Genomic DNA, 20,664 nt, shown 5'->3' on the forward strand with positions numbered 1-20,664 from the left:
CTGCGGCACTAAGCGTTGGCGAGTGGTCTGGCGCCGGCCATGTCTTCATCGGATGCCAGCAGTTGCGGGATGGCGGTTTTCAGGAACTCCACCCAGGTCTTGATTTTGGCGTCGACGAATTTGCGCGACGGGTAGATCGCGAACAGGTTGTATTCCTCCAGGCGGTACTGCGGCAGTACCCGCACCAGTGTGCCTCCGACCAATCCTTCGACGGCTGATGCCAGCGGCTGAATGCCGATGCCCATGCCATTTCTGATTGCCGTGGCCATGCCGTCGGCGGTGTTGATGTGGAAGGGCGAGTCGGGGATATTCTGGGTTTCCATGCCTTGTGGGCCTTCGAACACCCAGTTTTCTGCAGGCATCACCGTGTTGACGATGCGCAGGCAGTCGTGCGCGGCGAGGTCGGCGGGTGTGGCGGGATGGCCGCGTTTGGCCAGGTACGCCGGTGAGGCGCAGAGGATGCTGTAGGTGGTGCCCAGGCGTTGCGCGACGAAGCCGGAATCGGGCAGGTCGCGGGCGAGGACGATCGACATGTCGTAGCTTTCTTCGAGCAGGTCGGGCAGGCGATTGCTCAGGGTCAGGTCGAACATCACCGTGGGGTGAATCTCGCGGTAACGGGCGATTGCATTGATCACGTAGTGGTTGCCGATGGCGGCCATGGCGTGAATCTTCAGACGCCCGACCGGCAGGGTCTGGGCGGTGCCGGCTTCTTCGTCGGCTTCGCGCAGGTCATCGAGGATTTTTTCGGCACGCTGCAAATAACGCACACCGGCTTCGGTCAGGGCGAGGCGGCGAGTGGTGCGGTTGATCAGGCGCGTGTGCAACCGGGCTTCGAGGCTGGAGACGGCTTTGGAGACGTTGGTCGTGGTGGTGTCGAGCACGTCGGCCGCAGCGGTGAAGCTGCCGCTCTGGGCCACGGCGACGAAGCAGCGCAGGGTCTGAATGACGTCCATCGTTGTTGTTGGCTCTGTGGCTGGGATGGCCATTCTAGGGTTTGCCGTGGGTGGTGTTGCAAATGTTTGCGAACGAGGGCGGGCGCATGGCGGGTGAAGGGCTTGAAGACATTCTGGCGCCGGGGCTTTCGGTGGTGTTCTGCGGGATCAATCCGGGGTTGCTCGCGGCGGCGCAGGGGCATCATTTTGCCGGACGCGGCAATCGCTTCTGGCGCACCTTGCACCTGGCCGGGTTCACCCCGTATGAAGTGCGGGCGGAGGATGATCGAAGCCTCCTGCAATTTGGCTGCGGGTTGACGGCGGTGGTCGAGCGGCCGACGGCGCGGGCGGATCAGTTGGCGGCGCAGGAGTTTGCCGCAGCGGCCCTGGGCTTTGAGCAGAAAATCAGCTGCCATGCGCCGCGCTGTGTGGCGTTTCTTGGCAAGGCTGCGTATGCGGCGTTGTCGGGGCAGAAGGTGGTGGCGTGGGGGCCGCAGGCAAGGACCTTCGGCGGCGCGCACGTGTGGGTGTTGCCCAATCCCAGTGGGCGCAATCGGGCGTTCTCCCTTGAGCAACTGGTCGCGGCATATCAGGAGTTGCATGAGGCATTGATCGCGAGCGGGTAAATCATGCGTCCAGCGTTTTTCGGTTGGCCAGCTACGATTGATGCAGTCAAATCGCCGAGGAGGACGCCCGCCATGAAGCCCGAAAACCCAAACATCGACGCCTCGGCGCTGATCGACGCTCGAATCGCCGAACTCGCCGATTGGCGCGGCGCGATCCTCGGCGAGATTCGCAAGGTCATTCGCCAGGCCGATCCCGAGGTGGTGGAGGAGTGGAAGTGGCGCGGCGTTCCGGTGTGGTCGCGGGGCGGGATCATTTGCACCGGAGAGACTTACAAGGCGGCGGTGAAGATGACCTTCGCCAAAGGCGCGGCGCTGGCCGATCCAGCGGGGTTGTTCAACGCCAGCCTTGAGGGCAACACCCGCCGGGCGATTGATTTTCACGAGAGCGACCCGGTCGATGAGCAGGCCTTGAAAACGCTGATTCGCGAGGCGATCAAGCTGAATTTGTCGAAGTGAATCGCGGCGTTTGCCTTGGCTCAGAAATAACTGGCTGTTTTAAAACAAATTTTTTTGCATTCAGGGCTTCCCAGATCAAAAAAAGGTTGGTAAATTGCGGCCCATTCTCGCAGAGCTTGTTACAGAGCTTGAGATACAGGGGCGTCGCCAAGCGGTAAGGCAGCAGGTTTTGATCCTGCCATGCGTTGGTTCGAATCCAGCCGCCCCTGCCATATTCAGAAAAAACGCCAGTCCGAAAGGGCTGGCGTTTTTTTATGCGCGCGATTTGGGTCTGGCATCGACAGTGGCCTGAGCCGGAGCGGGGACTGATGTAAACTGCCCGCGCAAAAGTCCCGGTGCGTCGTTGGCCGGCGACCCTCAATCTCTCCAGACAAGAGACTTTCATGGCTAATCAAGACCTCAGCTTCACCCCTGATCCGGATGCAGATTCGATTTCCTCCGATGTTGTCGGTTTCAACGGCATTCTGGTTTCGACCCAGATCCCGACCCGTGCCGACGGCAGCCTGGAGCTGGGCGACATCACCCTGCAAAGCGAATGCACCCTGCAGGCGCTGAAAGTGGCGCTGGAGCGGGCCGGCAGTTCGATGGATCGGGTCATGCACCTGACCATCTACCTCACCGACATGGCTGACCGTGCGGCATTCAACGAAGTCTACAAGCGCTTCTTCGCCAAGCCATGGCCGGTGCGCGCGGCTGTGGGCGTGGCGTCGCTGGCAGTGGAAGGCATGCGCGTGGAAGTCACCGCGATGGCTGCCAAGGCCTGACCGCCCCCTGTAGGAGTGAGCCTGCTCGCGATAGCGGTAAATCAGCCACCATCAACGTTGACTGTGCCACCATCATCGCGAGCAGGCTCACTCCTACAGGAGACTCTCGTGTCGGATTGGAGCGAGGTCATCTGCCACTTGGCAGCACAGGCGTGCCGCTCGGGCGTTTCGCGGCTACAATGCGCGCCTTAACCGTGACAGCCTGACTAAAAAAACTATGTCCTTGCCCAAGCATCATCTGGAATTGCTCAGCCCCGCCCGTGACGTGGCGATTGCCCGCGAGGCGATCCTGCACGGCGCCGATGCCGTGTACATCGGTGGCCCGAGCTTCGGCGCGCGCCACAACGCCTGCAACGAGGTGAGCGAAATCGCCGAGCTGGTGGAGTTTGCCCGCCGTTATCACGCGCGCATTTTCACCACCATCAACACCATCCTGCACGACAATGAACTGGAGCCGGCGCGCAAGCTGATCCACCAGTTGTACGATGCCGGTGTCGACGCGCTGATCGTCCAGGATCTGGGCGTGATGGAACTGGACATCCCGCCGATTGAGCTGCATGCCAGTACCCAGACCGACATCCGCACCCTTGAGCGGGCGAAGTTCCTCGATCAGGCCGGTTTCTCGCAACTGGTACTGGCCCGCGAGCTGAACCTGAAAGAAATCCGCGCCATCGCCGACGAAACCGATGCGGCCATCGAATTCTTCATTCACGGTGCGCTGTGCGTGGCGTTCTCCGGGCAGTGCAACATTTCCCACGCGCAGACCGGGCGCAGCGCTAACCGTGGCGATTGCTCCCAGGCCTGCCGTTTGCCGTACACCCTGAAAGACGAAAAGGGTGGGGTGATCGCCTACGAAAAACACCTGCTGTCGATGAAGGACAACAACCAGAGCGCCAACATCCGCGCGCTGGTCGAGGCCGGTGTGCGCTCGTTCAAGATCGAAGGGCGCTACAAGGACATGGGCTATGTGAAGAACATCACTGCCTATTACCGCCAGCGCCTCGACGACGTGCTCGAAGATCGCCCGGACCTGGCCCGCGCTTCCAGCGGCCGTACCGCGCACTTCTTCCTGCCGGACCCGGAAAAGACCTTCCACCGTGGCAGCACCGACTACTTCGTCACTGATCGCAAGATCGACATCGGCGCGTTCGACTCGCCGACCTTCACCGGTCTGCCGGTGGGCACCGTCGAGAAAGTCGGCAAGCGTGACATGCAGGTGGTGACTCAGGAGCCGCTGTCCAACGGCGATGGCCTCAACGTGCTGGTCAAGCGTGAAGTCGTGGGTTTCCGCGCCAATATCGCCGAGCCGAAGGGCGAGTTCGAAGAAGACGGCGAGAAGCGCTATCGCTACCGTGTCGAGCCGAACGAAATGCCCGAAGGCCTGTACAAGCTGCGGCCGAACCATCCGCTGAACCGCAACCTCGACCACAACTGGCAACAGGCGCTGCAGAAGACGTCTGCCGAGCGTCGTGTGGCCCTGAGCTGGGTTGCTCGCCTGCGTGAAGAACAGCTGGAAGTGACTGCGACCAGTGAAGAGGGGATCAGCGCCAGCGTGACCCTGAACGGTCCGTTCGGTGTAGCCAACAAGCCGGAGCAGGCGCTGGAGCAATTGCAGGATCTGCTCGGTCAGCTCGGCACCACCCAGTACCACGCCACCGACATCAAGCTCGATGCACCGCAGGCGTTCTTCATTCCGAACTCGCAGCTCAAGGCCCTGCGCCGCGAAGTGATCGAAGCGCTGACCGCCGCCCGTGTCGCGGCGCATCCGCGTGGCAGCCGCAAGGCTGAAACCACGCCGCCGCCGGTGTACCCGGAGTCGCACCTGTCGTTCCTGGCCAACGTCTACAACCAGAAGGCGCGCGACTTCTATCACCGTCACGGCGTGAAGCTGATCGATGCGGCCTACGAGGCGCACGAAGAGGCTGGTGAAGTGCCGGTGATGATCACCAAGCACTGCCTGCGTTTCTCGTTCAACCTGTGCCCGAAACAGGCCAAAGGCGTGACCGGTGTGCGCACCAAGGTCGCGCCGATGCAGCTGATTCACGGCGACGAAGTGCTGACCCTGAAGTTCGACTGCAAGCCGTGCGAGATGCACATCATCGGCAAGATGAAAGGCCACATCCTCAACATGCCGCAACCGGGCAGCGTGGTCGGCCACATCAGCCCGGAAGACCTGCTGAAAACCATCCCGCGCGCGCCACACTGAGTGACGGGCAGGCGTGGCGCTACGGTGTCACGCCTGCGCGGGCTCTCGCTCGGCCAGCTCTTCGAGCAGGTCGGCTGACGGCACAAAGAACAATCCCCCGGTGACTGCGGTGCTGAAGTCCAGCAAACGGTCGTAGTTGCCGACGGGTTTGCCGACAAACATGTTCTCCAGCATCTGCTCGATCGGTTCCGGCGAACGCGCGTAACCGATGAAATAGGTGCCGAACTCGCCAGCCCCCGGACGACCGAACGGCATGTTGTCGCGCAGGATCTTCTGCTCCTGGCCGTCCTTGGTGATGGTGGTCAGGGCGCTGTGGGAATTGCTCGGTTTGACCTCTTCACCCAATTCGATATCGGCCAGTTTGGTCCGGCCGATCACCTTCTCCTGAGCTTCGACGCTTAAGGCATTCCACGCGTCCATCTTGTGCAGGTACTTCTGCACCAGCACATAACTGCCGGATTCGAACGCCGGGTCTTCGTTGCCTATCAGGGTGAAGTGGTCTGCCTTGCGGCCCACCGGGTTCTCGGTGCCATCGACAAAACCGATGATGCTGCGCATGTCAAAGTAGCGGAAACCCTGCACCTCATCCACCACGGTGATCGCGCCATTGAGTGCACTGCACAGCTGCGTTGCCAGTTCGAAACACAGGTCCATTTGGTCAGCACGGATGTGCAGCAGGATGTCGCCAGGCGTTGCGACGGCACGACGGCCCTCGACGCCGAACTCACGGAACGGATGCAGCGAGGCTGGGCGTGGGCTGCCGAACAGGGCGTCCCAGGCGTTGGCGCTGAACCCGCAGACACACGACAGGTTACCGTTGGGCACACGCTTGCCGACAGAGCGGGTGAGGGCGGCGATGTCGCCGCACCAGCCGCGCACCTGACTGGCGGCGTCGCTCCCGGGCAGCAGCGTGGCGACGATGAAGATCGCGCTGCTGGTGATCGGGTTGCAGATTGCTTGTGGCTCGGGTGTCTGGTTATCCATTGATGAGGTCATAGTCGGTTCCATATGCGCGGGGCCAAGGTCGGCGCTCAGTATGAAACCAAAAACGTTTCATCGATATCTCAGAAGCGACCGAGTCGATAGGCACCCAGTGCCGGCAAGCCGGAGTTCGCTGAGGGTGATACCAGATGCGCGACCATCTCTGCGGTAATCGCCGCTTGAGTCAGCCCCAGATGCTGATGACCGAACGCGAGCAGTGCCTTGCCGTCGCAGACCTTGTCGATGATCGGCAGCGAGTCCGGCAGCGACGGACGAAAGCCCATCCACGGCGTCGCGTCTTCAGCGTTCAAATCACGGCGAAACAAACCTTTGCTCAAGCGATGCAACTGCCAGGCGCGCTTCATGAACGGCGGGCGCTGCAGGCCGGCGAACTCCACCGTACCGGCCAAGCGCAGGCCGCCGGTCATTGGCGTCATGATGAACTTGCGCTCCAGCGACGTGACGGCGAACGGCAGGCGCCCTTGCTCATGCGGCAACATCAGGTGATAGCCGCGTTCGGTGTCCAGCGGCACGCGTTTACCGGTCAGTGCAGTGGTGAGCTTCGCCGAATGCGCGCCACAGGCGATCAGCACCTGCCGCGCGGTGAAACGCCCCTGATCGGTGATCAGCGACACGCCATGCGCCTGCAACTGGCCGCCCTGAACCTCCTGCCGGAAGAACTGCACGCCGGCCGTTTTGGCCGCACTCACCAGTTCGCACACCACTTGATACGGGTCGAGAAAATGCCCGGTGCGCGGGTAGAACAACCCGCCCTGAATCTGTTCGCTGAGCTGCGGCGCGCTTTCTCGCACGGCGCTGGCCGACCAGAAATCCACCGGCACCTGTTGCTGACGCATGCGCGCCTGCAAGGCTTCGACGGCTTGTCGCGATTCGGCGCGCTCGAATACCAGCAGCGAGCCGTCCTCCTTGAGCAGGTCGGGGCGGGCGATGCTCTGCAGCAGTCGCTTCCAGGCATCGAGGCTGCTTTCGTTGAGCGCGCGCAAACCGGCCACGGTGCGCTGAAACGGCGCCGGACGCAGGTTCAGCAACAATCGGCTGAACCACGGCACGGCGCGCGGCATGTACTTCCAGTCCAGGCGCAGCGGCCCCATCGGGTCCATCAGCATCGCTGGCAGACGCATGAGGATCGACGCATCGGCAATCGGAAACACCTGCTCGGTGGCCAGATGCCCGGCGTTGCCAAACGAGGCGCCCTGACCGGGCGGCTGCTTGTCGATGACCACCACCCGCTGACCCTGACGCGCCAGCTGCAGGGCACAGGCGACGCCGATGATGCCGGCGCCGATCACCGCTATATCGGCGTTGTCCGCTGTGAGGTTGTCGGGCATGGTCAGGCTTCCCTCTGACCGTCGAGCAAGCGTCGTAATTGCAGCGGATTCGCCTGTTTCAGCGGCGGCGGCAGCAGGCTGTCGGGAAAATCCTGATAACACACCGGACGCAGGAAACGCAGAATCGCCGCCGTACCGACCGAGGTGCTGCGCGAGTCCGAGGTGGCCGGAAACGGCCCGCCATGCACCATCGCATCACACACCTCGACCCCGGTCGGCCAGCCGTTGACCAGCAGGCGTCCAGCCTTGCGCTCCAGTGTCGGCAGCAAGGCCCGGGCGCGATCCAGATCGGCGTCATCCAGGTGCAGGGTGGCGGTCAGTTGGCCTTCGAGGCGTTCGCAGACCTGACGGATTTCATCGTCGTTGGCGCACTGGACGATCAGTGATGCTGCACCAAAGATTTCACCTTGCAGGCGTGCGTCGGCGAGGAAGTCCTGCGCCTGGGTCACGAACAGCTGCGCCTGACACTGGTTTGGCCCTTCAGCCGCTAGACCGATGGCCACGCGTTGCGCTTGCGGATGTTCGGCCAGCGCGCCGACGCCAGTTTCATAGGCGCGGAAGATTCCCGGCGTGAGCATGGTCTGCGCCGGGCTGCGCTGGACCCCTTCGGTGGCGGTGGCGATGAAAGCGTCCAGCGCCGCCTCTTGGCGAGCAATGACCAGCCCGGGATTGGTGCAGAACTGCCCGGCGCCCTGCGTCAGCGAGGCGACAAAACCCTGCGCCAACGCCTCACTGCGAGCGGCAAGCGCTGCGGGAAACAGCAGCACCGGATTGATCGAACTCATTTCCGCGTACACCGGAATCGGCTCGGGCCGTGCCTGTGCCGCTTTACTCAGGGCGAGACCGCCACTGCGCGAGCCGGTGAAGCCCACCGCCTTGATGCGCGGATCGCTGACCAGGGCGATGCCCACTTCGTTGCCCGAACCGAACAGCAGCGAGAACACGCCGTCGGGCAAACCCGATTTTTTCACTGCACGCGTCAGCGCCTGGCCGACCAGTTCACTGGTGCCGGGATGCGCGCTGTGCGCCTTGACGATCACCGGGCAACCGGCGGCCAATGCCGAAGCGGTGTCGCCGCCCGCCACCGAGAACGCCAGCGGAAAGTTGCTGGCGCCGAACACGGCCACTGGCCCCAGCGCGATCTGCCGCTGGCGCAAATCAGAACGTGGCAGCGGCTGGCGCTGGGGTTGTGATTGATCGACGCGAACGTCCAGCCACTCGCCAGCACGCACTGTGCGGGCAAAGATGCGCAGTTGCCCGCAGGTGCGTCCGCGTTCGCCCTGGATACGGGCGCGTGGCAGGCCGGTTTCGGCCACGGCACGGTCAATCAGCGCATCGCCAAGGGCTTCGATCTCATTGGCGATGGTTTCGAGAAATTCGGCGCGAGCGTCGAGGGACGTCTCGCGATAACGATCAAACGCTTGCCACGCCAGTGTGCAGGCCTGTTCGACATGCTCGCTGCTGCCCCCGGCATAGGCCGGTTCCAGCACCGCGTCAGTGGCGGGATTGATCGCGCGGATCGCTTCACGGCTGCCGGCAATGGCTTGGCCGCCGATCAGCATGTGGCCTGTCAGAGTCATGGCGCTTCCTTGATAAAAGAGGTGAAGCCCCGGCATCACACCGGGGCAGGGACTGCGGTCAGGCGAGGTTCTGTTCGGCGGACCAGTTTTTGTACCACTGGCGGAACAGCGCGTACTGGGTCTCGGCGTAACGACGCTGGGCATCGCTCAAGGCGTCGGTTTCGTTGAAGTGCAAGGCGTATTCGCGGTCGCCGTTGAGCACCATCAGGTGCTTGTAATACAGCACCAGGTCGCAGCCCTCATCGAACGACGACAGCACTGCCAGCGCCGCTTCAAGTTCGCGCGCCAGACGTCGGGCCTTGGCATCGCCCTTGGCCGCTTGCTTGCTCAGCGCCACCAGTTGCAGCACTTCGCGGGGCAGGGCGTTGCCGATGCCGGTGATCGCGCCGGTGGCGTTGCAGTTGACGAAACCGTGCACCACTTGCGTATCGACACCGACCATCAAGGTCACGGCATCGTCCTGCGAGGTGATGTTCTCGGCGGCGTAGCGCAAATCGGCGCCACCGCCGAACTCCTTGAAGCCGATCAGGTTCGGGTGTTCGCGGCGCAGTTCGAAGAACAGCTCGGCGCGGGTGGCGAAGCCGTAGTAAGGGCTGTTGTAGATCACTGCCGGCAGGTTCGGCGCGGCGTTGAGGATCGCGGCGAAGTGGGCTTTTTGTGCGGTGGCCGAGGCACCACGGGACAAGACGCGCGGAATCACCATCAGGCCATGGGCGCCGACTTTCGCCGCATGTGCAGCGTGGGAGACCGCTTCACGGCTGTTGACCGCGCCAGTGCCGACGATGGTCGGAACCCCGGCGGCCACCAGACGCGCTACGCCTTCCTGACGCTCGGCCTCGGTCAGCAGCGGCCAGTCGCCCATCGAGCCGCAGTAAACCACCGCGCTCATGCCGATATCGATCAGCTCGCGACCCTTGGCCACCAGTGCGTCGAAGTCAGGTTTGCGCGCGGCGGTGCACGGAGTCATCAGCGCGGGAATGCAGCCAGTGAAGATGTTATCGCTCATTGTTGTAGCTCCTCGGGACATTCATTCAATCGGTAAAAAAGCGGGGCACTCAGATGCCCCACGCGAAAGGGTCCTGCTCGTCGATCAGCAGGGTGGCGTCGGCGGTCATGTAGGCGCGGCCGGTAATGAATGGGCGCACGCGCTCGCCATGCCATTCGAAGCGGCCTTCGAACTGGCTGCCGGTGATGCTCGCTTGCGTCCAGACCTGGCCTTCGGCGAGTTTGCCGTCGGCGGCGAGGCAAGCGAGTTTGGCGCTGGTGCCGGTGCCGCAGGGCGAGCGGTCGTAGGCCTTGCCCGGGCACATGACGAAGTTGCGGCTGTCGGCGTGGGCGTCGTCGGCAAACAGCTCGACGTGGTCGATCAGCGCGCCGTCCTCACCGTGAATGCCTTGGGCTTCCAGAGCCTTGAGCATCGCCCAGGTGTAATCGGTGAGGGCTTCGACGTTGCTCATCTGCAGGTCCTGGCCGTGCTCGGAGACGAGGAAAAACCAGTTGCCGCCCCAGGCGATATCGCCGACCACGCGACCGTAACCGGGCACGTCCACCGGCACCTGTTTGCGGTAGCGCCATGCCGGCACGTTGCCCAGCGTCACGGCGCCGTCCTCGTGCAGAGTGGCGCTGACCGGGCCGACCGGGGTGTCGATCTTGTGCACGCCCGGTTCGATCTGCCCCAGGTAATGCAGCGAGTTGACCAGGCCGATGGTGCCGTGGCCGCACATGCCGAGGTAGCCGGCGTTGTTGAAGAAGATCACCCCGCAAGTGGCATCCGGCGAGACCGGCGCGCAGTACAGCGCGCCGACCAGTACGTCGTTGCCACGCGGTTCGAGCAGGCAGGCGCGGCGCCATTGATCGTGGCTTTCGCGTAGTGCGTCGCGCTGCTCGGCGATGCTGTTGCCGGGCAGCTCGGGGAAGCCTTTCATCACCAGGCGCGTGGGTTCACCGCCGGTATGGGAATCGATGATGTGCAGTCGTTTCATGAACGCGTCCCTTCAATCAAAGTCAGGCGTGAGCAGGGCGCTGGCCCTGTGCCGAATGGGTGGAGGATTCAGCGGCTTCGCTTTCGTCGTCCTCGGTTTCCAGACGAATCAGGTGTGCCGGCACGCCGGTGGCGGCGCCCCAGTAGTAGATGCCCAGTGCGCAGACCGCGACGATCACGGTGTCGAACGGATGGCTAAGCACGCCGATACCGCCAAAACTGCCGAGTTTGGAGAGGACGATGGTCACCGCGTAGAAGCCGATCAGCCACGCCGACGAGCGAACTTGCCGGCCGAGGTTCAAGTGCGCGGTCGGCACCATGCGCCCACACAACAGGTAGATGACAAACATCAGGATCTGCAAACCGAGCAACCACGACACGGTGCCCCAGCCCGACCAGTAGACGATCAGCGCGGCGATGATGAACGACAGCGGCCCGAGCACACGCATGCCCTTGACCCGGAACGGACGCGGCATGTCCGGCGCGTTGCGGCGCAGTGCGGCCACCGTCACCGGAGCCACCGCATAGCTCAACACCAGCGCGGCGGAGACCACATTGATCAGCGCTTCCCACGACGGGAACGGCAGGGTCCAGAACACCGACAGGCCAAAGGTCAGCCACAGCGCCGGGCGCGGAATGCCGGATTTTTCATCGATGCGGGTGAAGATCTTGAAAAAGGTCCCGGTCTGCGCCCAGCCGTAGATCACCCGTGGCGTGGCGTTCATGTAGATGTTGCCGCAGCCGCTGGGCGAGATCACCGCGTCGGCCACCACCAGATACGCCAGCCAGCCGACGCCCAGGGCCAGGGCGATGTCGCGATACGGCAGGGCCAGTTCCTTGGCGACGCCGGCCCAGCCATTGGCGAGCATTTCAGTCGGGATGCCGCCGAGGAAAGCGGTTTGCAGCAACACGTAAATCGCGGTGGACAGCAGTACCGAAAGGATCAGCGCAATCGGGATCGTGCGTTGCGGATTCTTCACTTCACTGGCCACGGAAATGATCGGCGTCAGGCCCAGATAAGCGAAGATCACCCCGCCGGCCGACACGGCCATTTCGATGCCGGACAGACCGAACGGCGCAAATCCATGCACTTCGAAATTGGCCGGTTTAAAGAAGGTGAACAGCACGCCGATCACCAGCAGCGGCACGATGAACTTGAACACGCTGACCAGATTGTTGGCCATGGCGAAGGTCTTCACGCTGCGGTAATTGAGCAGGAAAAACAGGCACAACAGCCCGAACTGCACGAACCAGCCAAGCACGGTCGGGTCGCTGGAGCCGACCTTGGTCAACTCGGGAAACCACGCCGCCGCATATTGTCGCGAGGCAACCACTTCGATCGCCACCAGACTGGAAAACGCGATCAGCGTGATGAAGCCCATCAAGTAGCCGAGCAGTGGGCCGTGGGAGTAAACCGGGTAGCGCACCACACCGCCGGCACGGGGCAGTGCGGCGCCCAGTTCGCAGTAGACGATGCCCAGCAGCAACACGGCGAAGCCGCCGAGCAGCCAGGAAAAGATCCCTGCCGGGCCGGCGATGGCCGACACGTGACTGGCCGCGAACAACCAGCCCGAACCGAAGATCGCCCCCAGCCCGATGAACGTGAGGTCTATCAGTGAAAGTTGTTTCTTGAACTTGCCTTGGCCTGTCATAGCGTCGCCTTCTTGTTGGTTGTTGGAGGGGCGTGCAGTGGCGCTACAGTGAACTCATCAGGCGATGCGCGATTGATGTTTTTTGCCGGTGACGATGACGAAATCAGCACAATGGCCAACGGCAAAGGCCCGGCTCGACAGGCTGTCGGCCATCGGGCAATCTGCGCGCAAGCCAAAGCGCACCGTGGGGAGTGACAGTCATGACGCAGAATGCGTTTGCGATCCTGAGCCAGCAGAACGAAGCGAGCCGACCGCAGAGTCTCGACGATCTGCTCGCCAGCGTGGCGCTGCTGTTGCCCATGCTCGACGTGATTCCCAACGCGGCGATCTTCATCAAGGACCTGCAGGCGCGCTATGTCATGGCCAACCAGACTTTGGTGCAGCGCTGCGGTTTGAAAGACCTGCGACCGTTACTGGGCAAGACCAGCGCCGAGGTGTTTCCGGCGCAATTGGGCCCGGGCTACACCGAGCAGGATCGGCGCGTGCTGGAAGAGGGGTTTGTGCTGGAGGATCAGTTGGAGCTGCATCTGTACGGCAGCCGCGAACCGGGCTGGTGCCTGACGCACAAGCGTCCGCTGTACAACCGGGATAATCGGATCATTGGCCTGGCGGGAATTTCCGTCGACCTGCAAACCGCCAGCGAAACCCATCCGGCGTATCAGCGACTGGCGGCGGTGGATGAATACATTCGGGCGAATTTCAATCGCCGGGTCAGCCTCGGCGAACTGACGCGCATCGCCGGGATTTCAGTGGCGCAACTGGAGCGCTACTGCAAGCGCGTGTTCCACCTGACGCCGCGGCAGATGATCCAGAAAGTGCGTCTTGAGCATGCACATCGGCTGTTGCACGGCGAGTTGCCGATCACCGAAGTGGCGCTGCAATGCGGCTATACCGATCACAGCGCGTTCACCCGGCAGTTCAAGGCGTCGACCGGATTTACCCCGCGCCAGTATCGGTTGGCGACGGCGCAGTGAGGTTTGCCCGTCAGGCCTTGACCCAGCGCTGCCGGCTCCAGGCGCTCAGCGAATCCACGCCCAGCACCAGAATCAGCATCGCCAGAATCACCGTACTCGCCTGCGCTTCCTGAAACAGGCTCAGGCTGACATACAGCATCTGCCCCAAACCGCCGGCACCGACGAAGCCCAGCACGCTGGCCATGCGGATGTTGTTTTCCCAGCGATACAGGCAATACGCGAGCAGTTGCGGAGCGAGGTTGGGCAGGGTGCCGTAGCAGAACGCGAGCACCGGATTGCCGCCCTGCAAACGGATCGCTTCGGCAGGTTCCGGCGGCGTATTTTCCAGTGCTTCGGCGAACAACCGGCCGAGCACGCCAGTGGTGTGCAAGGCCAGCGCGAGGGTGCCGGCATTCGGGCCGAGGCCGGCGGCGAGCACCATCAGCGCCGCCCACACCAGTTCCGGAATCGCCCGCAGGCCGTTGAGCAACAGGCGCGAAGCGCTTTGCAACGGCCAGCCGAAACGCCCGGCCGCGGGCAGCGCGAGGAGAATGCCGAACACCGCCGCGAGCAGGGTGCCGAGGGCCGACATGGCGAGGGTTTCCAGCGAGCCCTTGAGGATCGCCTGCAAATGCGTGGCGCTCAGATCCGGGCTGAGAAAGCGCTGCGCGTAGGCACCCATCTGCTTGAGGCTGGTGGCGCTGCCGAGTTCACCGAGGTCGAGTTCGAGGTAACCGAACGAGGCGATGACTGCGACGCCAATGCCAACGATCAGCAACAGATTGATCAGGCGATTCATGTCAGCCTCCAGCGCAGCAGGCGGCTGAGTTGGTCGGCACCGAGCACCAGAATCAGGAACGTCAGCAACATGCTCGCCACTTCACCGCTGGCGAACATGCGCAATGACAGGTCGATCTGTTGGCCGAGGCCTCCGGCGCCGACGAATCCCATCACCACCGACGCACGAATCGCGCACTCCCAGCGATACACCGTGTACGACAGCAGCTCGGCCGCGACATTCGGCAGAATCCCGTAGGCGAACGCCGCGAGTCGTCCGCTGCCGGCCTGCATCAAGGCGTGCGCCGGGCGTTGGTCGGTGGATTCGAAAATTTCCGCGTAGACCTTGCCGAGCATGCCGCTGTAGGTGATGGCGATCGCCAGCACACCGGCTGCCGGGCCGAGGCCCACGGCACGCACAAACAGCAGCGCCCAGACGATCTCCGGCACGCTGCGCAAGAAGATCAGCAACCCGCGCACCGGCCAGCGCAGCAAGCGCCCGACCCGACTGGGAATGCCGCTCCGGGATGCCGCCGACAATGACAGCGCGCGGCTGGCAATCAGGCTGGCCGGCACCGCCAGCAGCAGCGCCAGAGCCATGCCGGCGGTGGCGATGGCCAGGGTTTGCAGAGTGGCTTTGAACAGCAACTGGAGAAAGTCGTGGTCATGCGCCGGTGGCCAGAATCCGGAGATGAAGCGGCCCATTTCGGTCTGGCTGTCGCTGTGCAGCAACACCCCCAGATCCAGTTCGCTGAGCTGGATGCCCGGCCACAACAAGGCCAGCGCCAGCAGGGTCAGCATTAATCGCGGCACGGCGGCCGGGTCGCGTGAATCAGCCCTCAGCATCGCGGGATCTGCACAATCAGCGGCGCACTGGGCGTCGTCGGGCTTTGCAATTGCTCGTTGGCGTACAGCGTGTCGAGCATTTCGCGGCTGACCTGTCCGGCTGGGCTGTCAAACAGGATCTGGCCGTCGCGCAGGCCGATGACCCGCGGGAAATGCGCCAGCGCCAGTTCCACCGCGTGCAGGCTCGCCACCAGTGTGACGTTGTGCGCCCGCGCGTGCTGCGCGAGGATCGACAGGGTGTGCCCGGCGAGCACCGGGTCCATCGCCGATACCGGTTCGTCCGCCAGCAGAACCTCCGGCGCCTGATACAGCACCCGGGCAATGCCCACGCGCTGCAATTGGCCGCCGGACAATTGCTGGCAGTAAGCGAAGAGTTTATCGCCCAGATCCAACAGGGCGAGGGCGGCACGGGCGCCGGGAATGTCCGTGGGATGCAGCAGATTCAGCAGGCTTTTGCCCAGACTCCACTGCCCGAGTTTGCCGGCCAGCACCGCCGTCACCACCCGTTGGCGCGGCGGCAGCGGCGGTGCTTGGTGAACCAGGCCGATGCGCGCACGCAGGCGTTGCCGTTGATGGGCGGATAGGTGCCAGGGACGCTCGCCCAGCACCTCGATTTCACCGCTGCTGGGGCGCAACGCGGTGGCCAGCAGATTCAACAGACTCGACTTGCCGGCCCCTGAAGGGCCGATGATCGCCACCTGTTCGCCCACGCCAATCTGCAGGTCAACGCCGCGTAACGCGTCGACCCCGTTGGCGTGGTGCAGGCTGGCGTGTTTGAGGCTCAGGGTCATTTCAGCAGGTCGGCAGCGCGAGCGGCTTCCTCGATGCCCTTGTAGTTCTCGGGTTTGGTGTCGATGAAGCGGCTGGCCGCCTGCAGATCAAGAATCTTCTTCTGCTCAGGGTTGGCCGGATCGAGGTCGAGGAAGGCTTTCTTGATCTTCGCCGCCAGCGCCGGGTCGAGGGTGCCGCGCACGGTCCAGTTGTAATCGAAGTAGGCCGGGGTGGTGGCGAACACGTGGACTTTGTTGGTATCGACCTTGCCGGCATCCACCAGTTTCTGCCAGACGCTGGCATTCAGCACACCTGCGTCGACCTTACCGGCCTGGACCCAGGCCACGGTGGCGTCGTGCTCGCCGGAGTAGGCAACGCGGCTGAAATAGGCTTCAGGCTTGATGTTGTCGTTCTTCAGCATGAAATAACGCGGCATCAGGCTGCCGGACGTCGACGACACCGAGCCGAAGGCAAAGGTCTTGCCCTTGAGGTCGGCCAGACTCTTCACGTTCGGGTCGGCGGTGATGAACTTGCTGGTGAACTGCGCATCCTGCTCACGCTGCACCAGCGGGATAACCGGGGTGGTGGCGTCGGTCTTCAGGCGCGCCTGAACAAAAGTGAAACCGCCCAGCCAGGCCATGTCGAGGCGATCGGTCGCCAGCGCTTCAACCACCGCCGGATAGTCGGCAACGGGAACGAACTGCACTTTCATGCCCAACTGCTGCTCCAGATACGCGCCCAGCGGCTCGAACTTGCGCAGCAATTCGGTCGGGGCTTCATCGGGAATCGCGCTGACCCGCAACACATCGGCGGCATGCGCCACCAGAGCAGAAAAAGACAGGGCCAGACCAGCAGTCAGTGCCAGGGTTCGTTTGAGCATGGAAATCTCCGTTTCATGAGCGTCGCATTCTAAGTGCCAGGGCGCGAGGTGTCGCGCTCGGGCGCTCAATCAGGTTAGACGAAACGGCGAGGTTATACGCAGCCGGGCAGTCAAAGGCCAGCGCGGGTGCCCGGGGATGTTTTGCTCCACGTTTCATGCCGGCGGTTGGGGCTGAGATGCAACAACTGATTCAGTATCGCTCGGTGCCGCTTTGGCGGTCGCTGATGCGCTGTCGGGTGTCTTGGTCGATCAGCTCGCGCAGGGTGGCGAAAACCGGGTCGGCACTGGTGTATTTCTTGCCGTAGCCCAGATTGAAACCGTAATCGAAATCCACCGGGTTCAAACCTTGATTGTGCTGCAACAAGGTCTCCAGCTTATCCAGTGCCTTGACCGCTTTGGCTTCGGCGGACTGCGCATTTTCGTAGTCGTCCCACAGCGCCAGAATCTCGTTGCGCAGTGCTTCATCGAGCGAACGGGTCAGCAGCAAAAGGTCGTTGCGCTCCTGTTCGCCCTTGTCGGGGAACGCGGCCTGATTGACCGCAGGAATATCGCCATTGATGGCTTCGCCCAAATCGTGAATCACGCACATCTTCAGGACTTTGAGCAGGTCGAGGCCGGCCAGTTGATCGGCGAAGACAATCGCCACCAGGCACAGGCGCCAGCTGTGTTCGGCGGTGCTTTCGGTGCGGCCGCTGGAGGTGTGCGCGCTGCGCAGGACGTCCTTGAGTTTTTCTGCTTCGCGCAGAAATTCGAGGCGGCCCTTGATGATTTCGAGGTTCATGTGTCTGCCTGGCTGAATACGCCGAAAAGCTCAGCCTAGAACTGAAGACACTTGGCGTCCACGCATAAAATATGCGTTCAGAGGGTTTCCACCAGACGCGCGGCGCTGCCGTCAGACAGCGCAATGCGCGTCCAGCGGCACAGGCTGGGACGAATCGGTACGAGGTCGGAGGCATTGCTGCCGGTGCTGAATTCCACGGCCGGCGGCGCCTGAATCTCGTGCCAGCCATTGCTCGTCAGGGCCGACTCTCTAAGCACAATTTCCGGCGTTGCGAAGTGCCACAGCGACTGTCCCAGCAACGTACTCAAGGGCTGGGTGAACTCGGCAGCACGCGCAGGAGAGCAGGCCAGCAAACGGTGGGTGAGGTCGCAGATCAGGTGCATCGGCCGCTGACTTTCCCCGACCAGACGCGCCAATACCTGATCGGCGGCGCTGTCCAGGCGCGCAGCCAGCAAGCGCTCCAGCTGTTGCTGCGCGACAGGCTCCAGCGCCTGCACACCGCTTTCCCAGCGAGAAATGGTCGACTGAGTGACGTTGAACAACTGCGCCGCATGCGTCTGTTTGACGCGATGCAGCAGGCGCCAGCGTCGCAAGGCGATACCGGGCAGGGCGGGCTTCAATAACAGGTCTGACATGGCGGTTGTGGAAAATGGGTAGGCGGGTCGGACAGTCTGAAGACTGCCGACCCCCGGTGCAAATCCGCCAGACGATCAGGCCGTTTCGCGCAGCCTGGCGATTACCTTGATCTCGAACTGAAACCCGGCCAGCCAGGTCACGCCGACCGCAGTAATCGTCGGATACGGTGCGCTGCCCCAGAACTCCGGTACCACTTCCCAGATGGTTTCGAAGGTCGATTGTGGATCGACCATGAACACCGTGACGTCGACCGCGTCGGCGAAGCTGCCACCGGCGGCGTCGAGAATCGCATTGAGGTTGTTGAAGGCCAGGCGCACCTGGTCCTGCAGATCCGGCTCGGGCGAACCATCTTCACGGCTGCCGACTTGTCCCGAGACGAACAGGAAACCGTTGGAACGAATCGCCGGCGAATAGCGATGACGCTCGTAAAGCGCATGGCGGGCTGGCGGGAAAACGACGTCGCGCTGGGTCATGGGTGTCTCCATCATTGTTTGGTCATTGACGATGGGGTGACTTTAGGGACTTGCGCAGCCGCGATAAACGCGCAACCTTGGCGTTCACTGTTTGCAAAACCCAAACAATCCGAGGGCGAGAAGTGGACCGTTTTGATGCAATGCAGGCGTTCGCCCGGGTGGTCGAGGCGGGGAGTTTCACCAAGGCTGCCGAGACCTTGCACATGAGCAAGACCACCGTGACGCAACGGGTGCAGCAACTGGAGGCTCGGCTGCGGGTCAAGTTGCTCAACCGCACCACACGCAAGGTCAACGTCACTGCCGATGGCGCGATTTACTACGAGCGAGTGATCAAGTTATTGGCCGATATGGACGACGCTGAAACCAGTCTGTCCGGCGCCTCGGCGTTACCCCGAGGGCGCTTGCGCGTCGATGTGCCAAGTCCGCTGGCGAGGCTGATCCTGGTGCCGGCGTTGCCTGAGTTTCACGCGCGTTACCCGGATATTCAGATCGACATGGGCGTCAGCGACCGCATCGTCGACATCATCGATGAGAACGTCGATTGCGTGGTGCGCGGCGGCGAATTGCTCGATCAGTCACTGATGGCGCGGCGGGTTGCCGATCTTCAGCTTGGGGTCTTCGCCGCGCCGAGTTATCTGGCCCGCGCCGGCACGCCGCTGCATCCACGGGAGCTGGAAGACTCGCATCATCGGGTGGTCGGCTTTCTCTGGGCGCGCACCGGAAAACCGGTGCCATACGCCTTGCACAACGGCAGCGAACATCTGCAGATCAAGGGCCGTCACATCCTCGCAGTCGATGACGGCAATGCCTACCTTGCGGCAGGTCTGGCCGGCATGGGCGTGCTGTGGTTGCCCAGGTACATGTCGCACGCACATCAGGCCCGGGGTGAGTTGGTGCCGCTGTTCGAGGACTGGCAACTCGAACCGATGCCGCTTTATGTGGCATATCCGCCGAACCGGCATGTCAGCCTGAAACTGCGGGTGTTCATCGACTGGATCATCGAGCTGATGGCGCAGCATGCACCGGTCATCGAGCGCCGAGGTTTTTGATCAGCCACTCGCTGAAGCATCGCGCCATCGGGTCATTCTCGCTGTCGCGATGCGTCAGCAGCGCCCAGTTCGGGCCACGAATGGTTTGCTCGACCAAGGGTTGCAGCAGCCCGTTTTCCTGCGCCTGACGGCTGAGCAACTGACTGACCAGCGCAATCCCCAACCCCGCCGCAGCGGCATCGAGCAACAAGCCTGGATCGGAAAAATTCAGCCCCTGATCCTGCTGCCCGACATCGACGCCAGCCTCCACCGCCCAGTGGCTCCAGTCCATTTCCCGCTCACCATGCAGGGTGGTGCGCTGCGCGGCAGGTTGCGCCAACACGCTGGGATGACACGCCGGAAACAGGCGGTCGGCATGCAGCACCTTGAAGCTGCATTCGGCCTGGGAGCTGATGTCGTCGCGCACCGCCAGATCGATGGTTTGCGTGGCCATGTCCGGCACTTCGTCGGTGCTGAAAATCCATAGATCGACCTGCGGATGCTGGCGCCGAAAATCCGCCAGACGCGGCAGCAGCCAGTGCCGGGCAAACGCCGGCGTGGTGTTGAGCACCAGTTGGTTGGGCTTCTGATATTGCCCCAGACGCCGGATGCCAACCGCCAGTTGCTGCAGCATCGCTTGGGTGGTGCTGAGCAGATCGTGGCCGGCGTCGGTCAGGGCGACGCTGCGACCGTTGCGAAAGAACAGTGGCTGTTCGAGGTACGCCTCGAGGCTGCGGATCTGCTGGCTGATCGCCGATTGAGTGAGGCTCAACTCATCGGCCGCCTTGTGAAAACTGCCGAGGCGCGCAGCTGCCTCGAAGCCGCGCAGCGAGCTGAGCGGCGGCCAGTGCTTGAGCATATCGATAAGTTCCTCTAATCAGTTGTGCGCTAAATCCATCGTTTGTTGGCGCGGTTTCAGCTCAGTAGCATTCACCTCAAGCCAAATCACGGCAATTTCCATTGAACACAATGGCTTAATCGAGAGGTGCTTG

Annotated in this window: 21 protein-coding genes and 1 tRNA gene; 7 read left to right on the top strand and 15 right to left on the bottom strand. The window is 62.8% G+C overall.

Annotated features, from left to right (window positions below; translation table 11 throughout):
- Positions 1 to 8 precede the first annotated feature (8 nt).
- On the bottom strand, positions 9 to 953 hold the full coding sequence (locus tag V9L13_RS04750; RefSeq protein ID WP_338801655.1) for a LysR family transcriptional regulator: 945 nt from the start codon (positions 951 to 953) through the stop codon (positions 9 to 11).
- 86 nt (positions 954 to 1,039) lie between these two features.
- On the opposite strand from V9L13_RS04750, the gene mug reads away from it, so the two are divergent.
- The 5 genes from mug to V9L13_RS04775 all read left to right on the top strand — a co-directional run bounded on the left by mug (position 1,040) and on the right by V9L13_RS04775 (position 4,984).
- A complete protein-coding gene (gene mug / locus V9L13_RS04755; protein ID WP_338802825.1) occupies positions 1,040 to 1,558 on the top strand; it encodes a G/U mismatch-specific DNA glycosylase in 519 nt (172 codons plus the stop codon).
- A 72-nt stretch (positions 1,559 to 1,630) separates the two neighbouring features.
- Positions 1,631 to 2,014, top strand: a complete 384-nt coding sequence (locus V9L13_RS04760) for a DUF1801 domain-containing protein (protein ID WP_338801656.1) — start codon at positions 1,631 to 1,633, stop codon at positions 2,012 to 2,014.
- Positions 2,015 to 2,151: 137 nt separating this feature from the next.
- Positions 2,152 to 2,226: transfer RNA gene (locus tag V9L13_RS04765), tRNA-Gln, on the top strand.
- Positions 2,227 to 2,397: 171 nt separating this feature from the next.
- On the top strand, positions 2,398 to 2,778 hold the full coding sequence (locus V9L13_RS04770) for a RidA family protein (protein WP_003224376.1): 381 nt from the start codon (positions 2,398 to 2,400) through the stop codon (positions 2,776 to 2,778).
- A gap of 217 nt (positions 2,779 to 2,995) precedes the next feature.
- On the top strand, positions 2,996 to 4,984 hold the full coding sequence (locus V9L13_RS04775) for a U32 family peptidase (protein WP_003224378.1): 1,989 nt from the start codon (positions 2,996 to 2,998) through the stop codon (positions 4,982 to 4,984).
- A gap of 27 nt (positions 4,985 to 5,011) precedes the next feature.
- Here V9L13_RS04775 and V9L13_RS04780 read toward each other — a convergent pair whose 3' ends face one another.
- The 6 genes from V9L13_RS04780 to V9L13_RS04805 all read right to left on the bottom strand — a co-directional run bounded on the left by V9L13_RS04780 (position 5,012) and on the right by V9L13_RS04805 (position 12,527).
- Entirely contained in the window at positions 5,012 to 5,980 is a 969-nt protein-coding gene (locus tag V9L13_RS04780) for a Dyp-type peroxidase (protein WP_338801657.1), read from the bottom strand.
- 68 nt (positions 5,981 to 6,048) lie between these two features.
- Positions 6,049 to 7,314, bottom strand: a complete 1,266-nt coding sequence (locus V9L13_RS04785) for an FAD-dependent oxidoreductase (protein ID WP_338801658.1) — start codon at positions 7,312 to 7,314, stop codon at positions 6,049 to 6,051.
- 2 nt (positions 7,315 to 7,316) lie between these two features.
- Complete coding sequence (locus V9L13_RS04790; RefSeq protein WP_338801659.1) at positions 7,317 to 8,894, bottom strand: aldehyde dehydrogenase (NADP(+)); 1,578 nt, start codon at positions 8,892 to 8,894, stop codon at positions 7,317 to 7,319.
- A gap of 58 nt (positions 8,895 to 8,952) precedes the next feature.
- A complete protein-coding gene (locus V9L13_RS04795) occupies positions 8,953 to 9,900 on the bottom strand; it encodes a dihydrodipicolinate synthase family protein (RefSeq protein ID WP_041072540.1) in 948 nt (315 codons plus the stop codon).
- A 49-nt stretch (positions 9,901 to 9,949) separates the two neighbouring features.
- Positions 9,950 to 10,876: a 4-hydroxyproline epimerase gene (locus V9L13_RS04800; RefSeq protein ID WP_338801660.1), complete on the bottom strand. Its 927-nt coding sequence runs from the start codon at positions 10,874 to 10,876 to the stop codon at positions 9,950 to 9,952.
- 22 nt (positions 10,877 to 10,898) lie between these two features.
- The gene (locus V9L13_RS04805) at positions 10,899 to 12,527 is read right to left on the bottom strand and encodes an APC family permease (RefSeq protein ID WP_338801661.1); all 1,629 of its coding nucleotides are present in this window, start codon (positions 12,525 to 12,527) and stop codon (positions 10,899 to 10,901) included.
- Between the two features lie 200 nt (positions 12,528 to 12,727).
- On the opposite strand from V9L13_RS04805, the gene V9L13_RS04810 reads away from it, so the two are divergent.
- On the top strand, positions 12,728 to 13,501 hold the full coding sequence (locus V9L13_RS04810; RefSeq protein ID WP_338801662.1) for an AraC family transcriptional regulator: 774 nt from the start codon (positions 12,728 to 12,730) through the stop codon (positions 13,499 to 13,501).
- A gap of 10 nt (positions 13,502 to 13,511) precedes the next feature.
- Here the strand turns inward: V9L13_RS04810 and phnE are convergent, their stop codons facing one another.
- From phnE to V9L13_RS04845, 7 genes are all read right to left on the bottom strand, one after another.
- Entirely contained in the window at positions 13,512 to 14,279 is a 768-nt protein-coding gene (phnE, locus tag V9L13_RS04815) for a phosphonate ABC transporter, permease protein PhnE (protein WP_003224391.1), read from the bottom strand.
- Positions 14,276 to 15,103 (bottom strand): ABC transporter permease subunit, encoded by an 828-nt coding sequence (locus V9L13_RS04820; RefSeq protein ID WP_338801663.1) that lies wholly within the window; start codon positions 15,101 to 15,103, stop codon positions 14,276 to 14,278. Before V9L13_RS04820 ends, phnE begins: the two co-directional genes overlap by 4 nt.
- Complete coding sequence (locus tag V9L13_RS04825; RefSeq protein WP_338801664.1) at positions 15,097 to 15,894, bottom strand: ATP-binding cassette domain-containing protein; 798 nt, start codon at positions 15,892 to 15,894, stop codon at positions 15,097 to 15,099. Before V9L13_RS04825 ends, V9L13_RS04820 begins: the two co-directional genes overlap by 7 nt.
- The gene (locus tag V9L13_RS04830) at positions 15,891 to 16,754 is read right to left on the bottom strand and encodes a putative selenate ABC transporter substrate-binding protein (protein ID WP_338801665.1); all 864 of its coding nucleotides are present in this window, start codon (positions 16,752 to 16,754) and stop codon (positions 15,891 to 15,893) included. Before V9L13_RS04830 ends, V9L13_RS04825 begins: the two co-directional genes overlap by 4 nt.
- A 190-nt stretch (positions 16,755 to 16,944) precedes the next feature.
- Positions 16,945 to 17,535 carry an HD domain-containing protein gene (locus V9L13_RS04835; protein WP_338801666.1) on the bottom strand — a complete coding sequence of 197 codons (591 nt, stop codon included), beginning with the start codon at positions 17,533 to 17,535 and terminating at the stop codon, positions 16,945 to 16,947.
- A gap of 77 nt (positions 17,536 to 17,612) precedes the next feature.
- Positions 17,613 to 18,170, bottom strand: coding sequence for a helix-turn-helix transcriptional regulator (locus tag V9L13_RS04840; protein ID WP_338801668.1), 558 nt, complete (start codon positions 18,168 to 18,170; stop codon positions 17,613 to 17,615).
- 75 nt (positions 18,171 to 18,245) lie between these two features.
- Positions 18,246 to 18,644, bottom strand: a complete 399-nt coding sequence (locus V9L13_RS04845) for a RidA family protein (protein WP_338801669.1) — start codon at positions 18,642 to 18,644, stop codon at positions 18,246 to 18,248.
- A 122-nt stretch (positions 18,645 to 18,766) separates the two neighbouring features.
- Here V9L13_RS04845 and V9L13_RS04850 point away from each other — a divergent pair, with 122 nt between their 5' ends.
- Positions 18,767 to 19,693, top strand: coding sequence for a LysR substrate-binding domain-containing protein (locus V9L13_RS04850; RefSeq protein WP_338801670.1), 927 nt, complete (start codon positions 18,767 to 18,769; stop codon positions 19,691 to 19,693).
- Here V9L13_RS04850 and V9L13_RS04855 read toward each other — a convergent pair.
- Positions 19,671 to 20,531 (bottom strand): LysR substrate-binding domain-containing protein, encoded by an 861-nt coding sequence (locus V9L13_RS04855; RefSeq protein ID WP_338801671.1) that lies wholly within the window; start codon positions 20,529 to 20,531, stop codon positions 19,671 to 19,673. The two genes, V9L13_RS04850 and V9L13_RS04855, sit on opposite strands and share 23 nt — an antisense overlap.
- Positions 20,532 to 20,664: the final 133 nt, after the last annotated feature.

The sequence above is a fragment of the Pseudomonas sp. RSB 5.4 genome, assembly GCF_037126175.1.
Lineage (GTDB): Bacteria > Pseudomonadota > Gammaproteobacteria > Pseudomonadales > Pseudomonadaceae > Aquipseudomonas > Aquipseudomonas fluorescens_H.

Bases quoted from the DNA above. Each gene is read 5' to 3' on its own strand.
- V9L13_RS04800 (WP_338801660.1), bottom strand. From the start codon at position 10,876: ATGAAACGACTGCACATCATCGATTCCCATACCGGCGGTGAACCCACG.
- V9L13_RS04750 (WP_338801655.1), bottom strand. From the start codon at position 953: ATGGACGTCATTCAGACCCTGCGCTGCTTCGTCGCCGTGGCCCAGAGC.
- V9L13_RS04810 (WP_338801662.1), top strand. From the start codon at position 12,728: ATGACGCAGAATGCGTTTGCGATCCTGAGCCAGCAGAACGAAGCGAGC.
- V9L13_RS04855 (WP_338801671.1), bottom strand. From the start codon at position 20,531: ATGCTCAAGCACTGGCCGCCGCTCAGCTCGCTGCGCGGCTTCGAGGCA.
- V9L13_RS04780 (WP_338801657.1), bottom strand. From the start codon at position 5,980: ATGACCTCATCAATGGATAACCAGACACCCGAGCCACAAGCAATCTGC.
- V9L13_RS04775 (WP_003224378.1), top strand. From the start codon at position 2,996: ATGTCCTTGCCCAAGCATCATCTGGAATTGCTCAGCCCCGCCCGTGAC.
- V9L13_RS04795 (WP_041072540.1), bottom strand. From the start codon at position 9,900: ATGAGCGATAACATCTTCACTGGCTGCATTCCCGCGCTGATGACTCCG.
- V9L13_RS04785 (WP_338801658.1), bottom strand. From the start codon at position 7,314: ATGCCCGACAACCTCACAGCGGACAACGCCGATATAGCGGTGATCGGC.
- V9L13_RS04820 (WP_338801663.1), bottom strand. From the start codon at position 15,103: ATGCTGAGGGCTGATTCACGCGACCCGGCCGCCGTGCCGCGATTAATG.
- V9L13_RS04790 (WP_338801659.1), bottom strand. From the start codon at position 8,894: ATGACTCTGACAGGCCACATGCTGATCGGCGGCCAAGCCATTGCCGGC.
- phnE (WP_003224391.1), bottom strand. From the start codon at position 14,279: ATGAATCGCCTGATCAATCTGTTGCTGATCGTTGGCATTGGCGTCGCA.
- V9L13_RS04805 (WP_338801661.1), bottom strand. From the start codon at position 12,527: ATGACAGGCCAAGGCAAGTTCAAGAAACAACTTTCACTGATAGACCTC.
- V9L13_RS04830 (WP_338801665.1), bottom strand. From the start codon at position 16,754: ATGCTCAAACGAACCCTGGCACTGACTGCTGGTCTGGCCCTGTCTTTT.
- V9L13_RS04840 (WP_338801668.1), bottom strand. From the start codon at position 18,170: ATGTCAGACCTGTTATTGAAGCCCGCCCTGCCCGGTATCGCCTTGCGA.
- V9L13_RS04845 (WP_338801669.1), bottom strand. From the start codon at position 18,644: ATGACCCAGCGCGACGTCGTTTTCCCGCCAGCCCGCCATGCGCTTTAC.
- V9L13_RS04835 (WP_338801666.1), bottom strand. From the start codon at position 17,535: ATGAACCTCGAAATCATCAAGGGCCGCCTCGAATTTCTGCGCGAAGCA.
- V9L13_RS04770 (WP_003224376.1), top strand. From the start codon at position 2,398: ATGGCTAATCAAGACCTCAGCTTCACCCCTGATCCGGATGCAGATTCG.
- V9L13_RS04825 (WP_338801664.1), bottom strand. From the start codon at position 15,894: ATGACCCTGAGCCTCAAACACGCCAGCCTGCACCACGCCAACGGGGTC.
- mug (WP_338802825.1), top strand. From the start codon at position 1,040: ATGGCGGGTGAAGGGCTTGAAGACATTCTGGCGCCGGGGCTTTCGGTG.
- V9L13_RS04760 (WP_338801656.1), top strand. From the start codon at position 1,631: ATGAAGCCCGAAAACCCAAACATCGACGCCTCGGCGCTGATCGACGCT.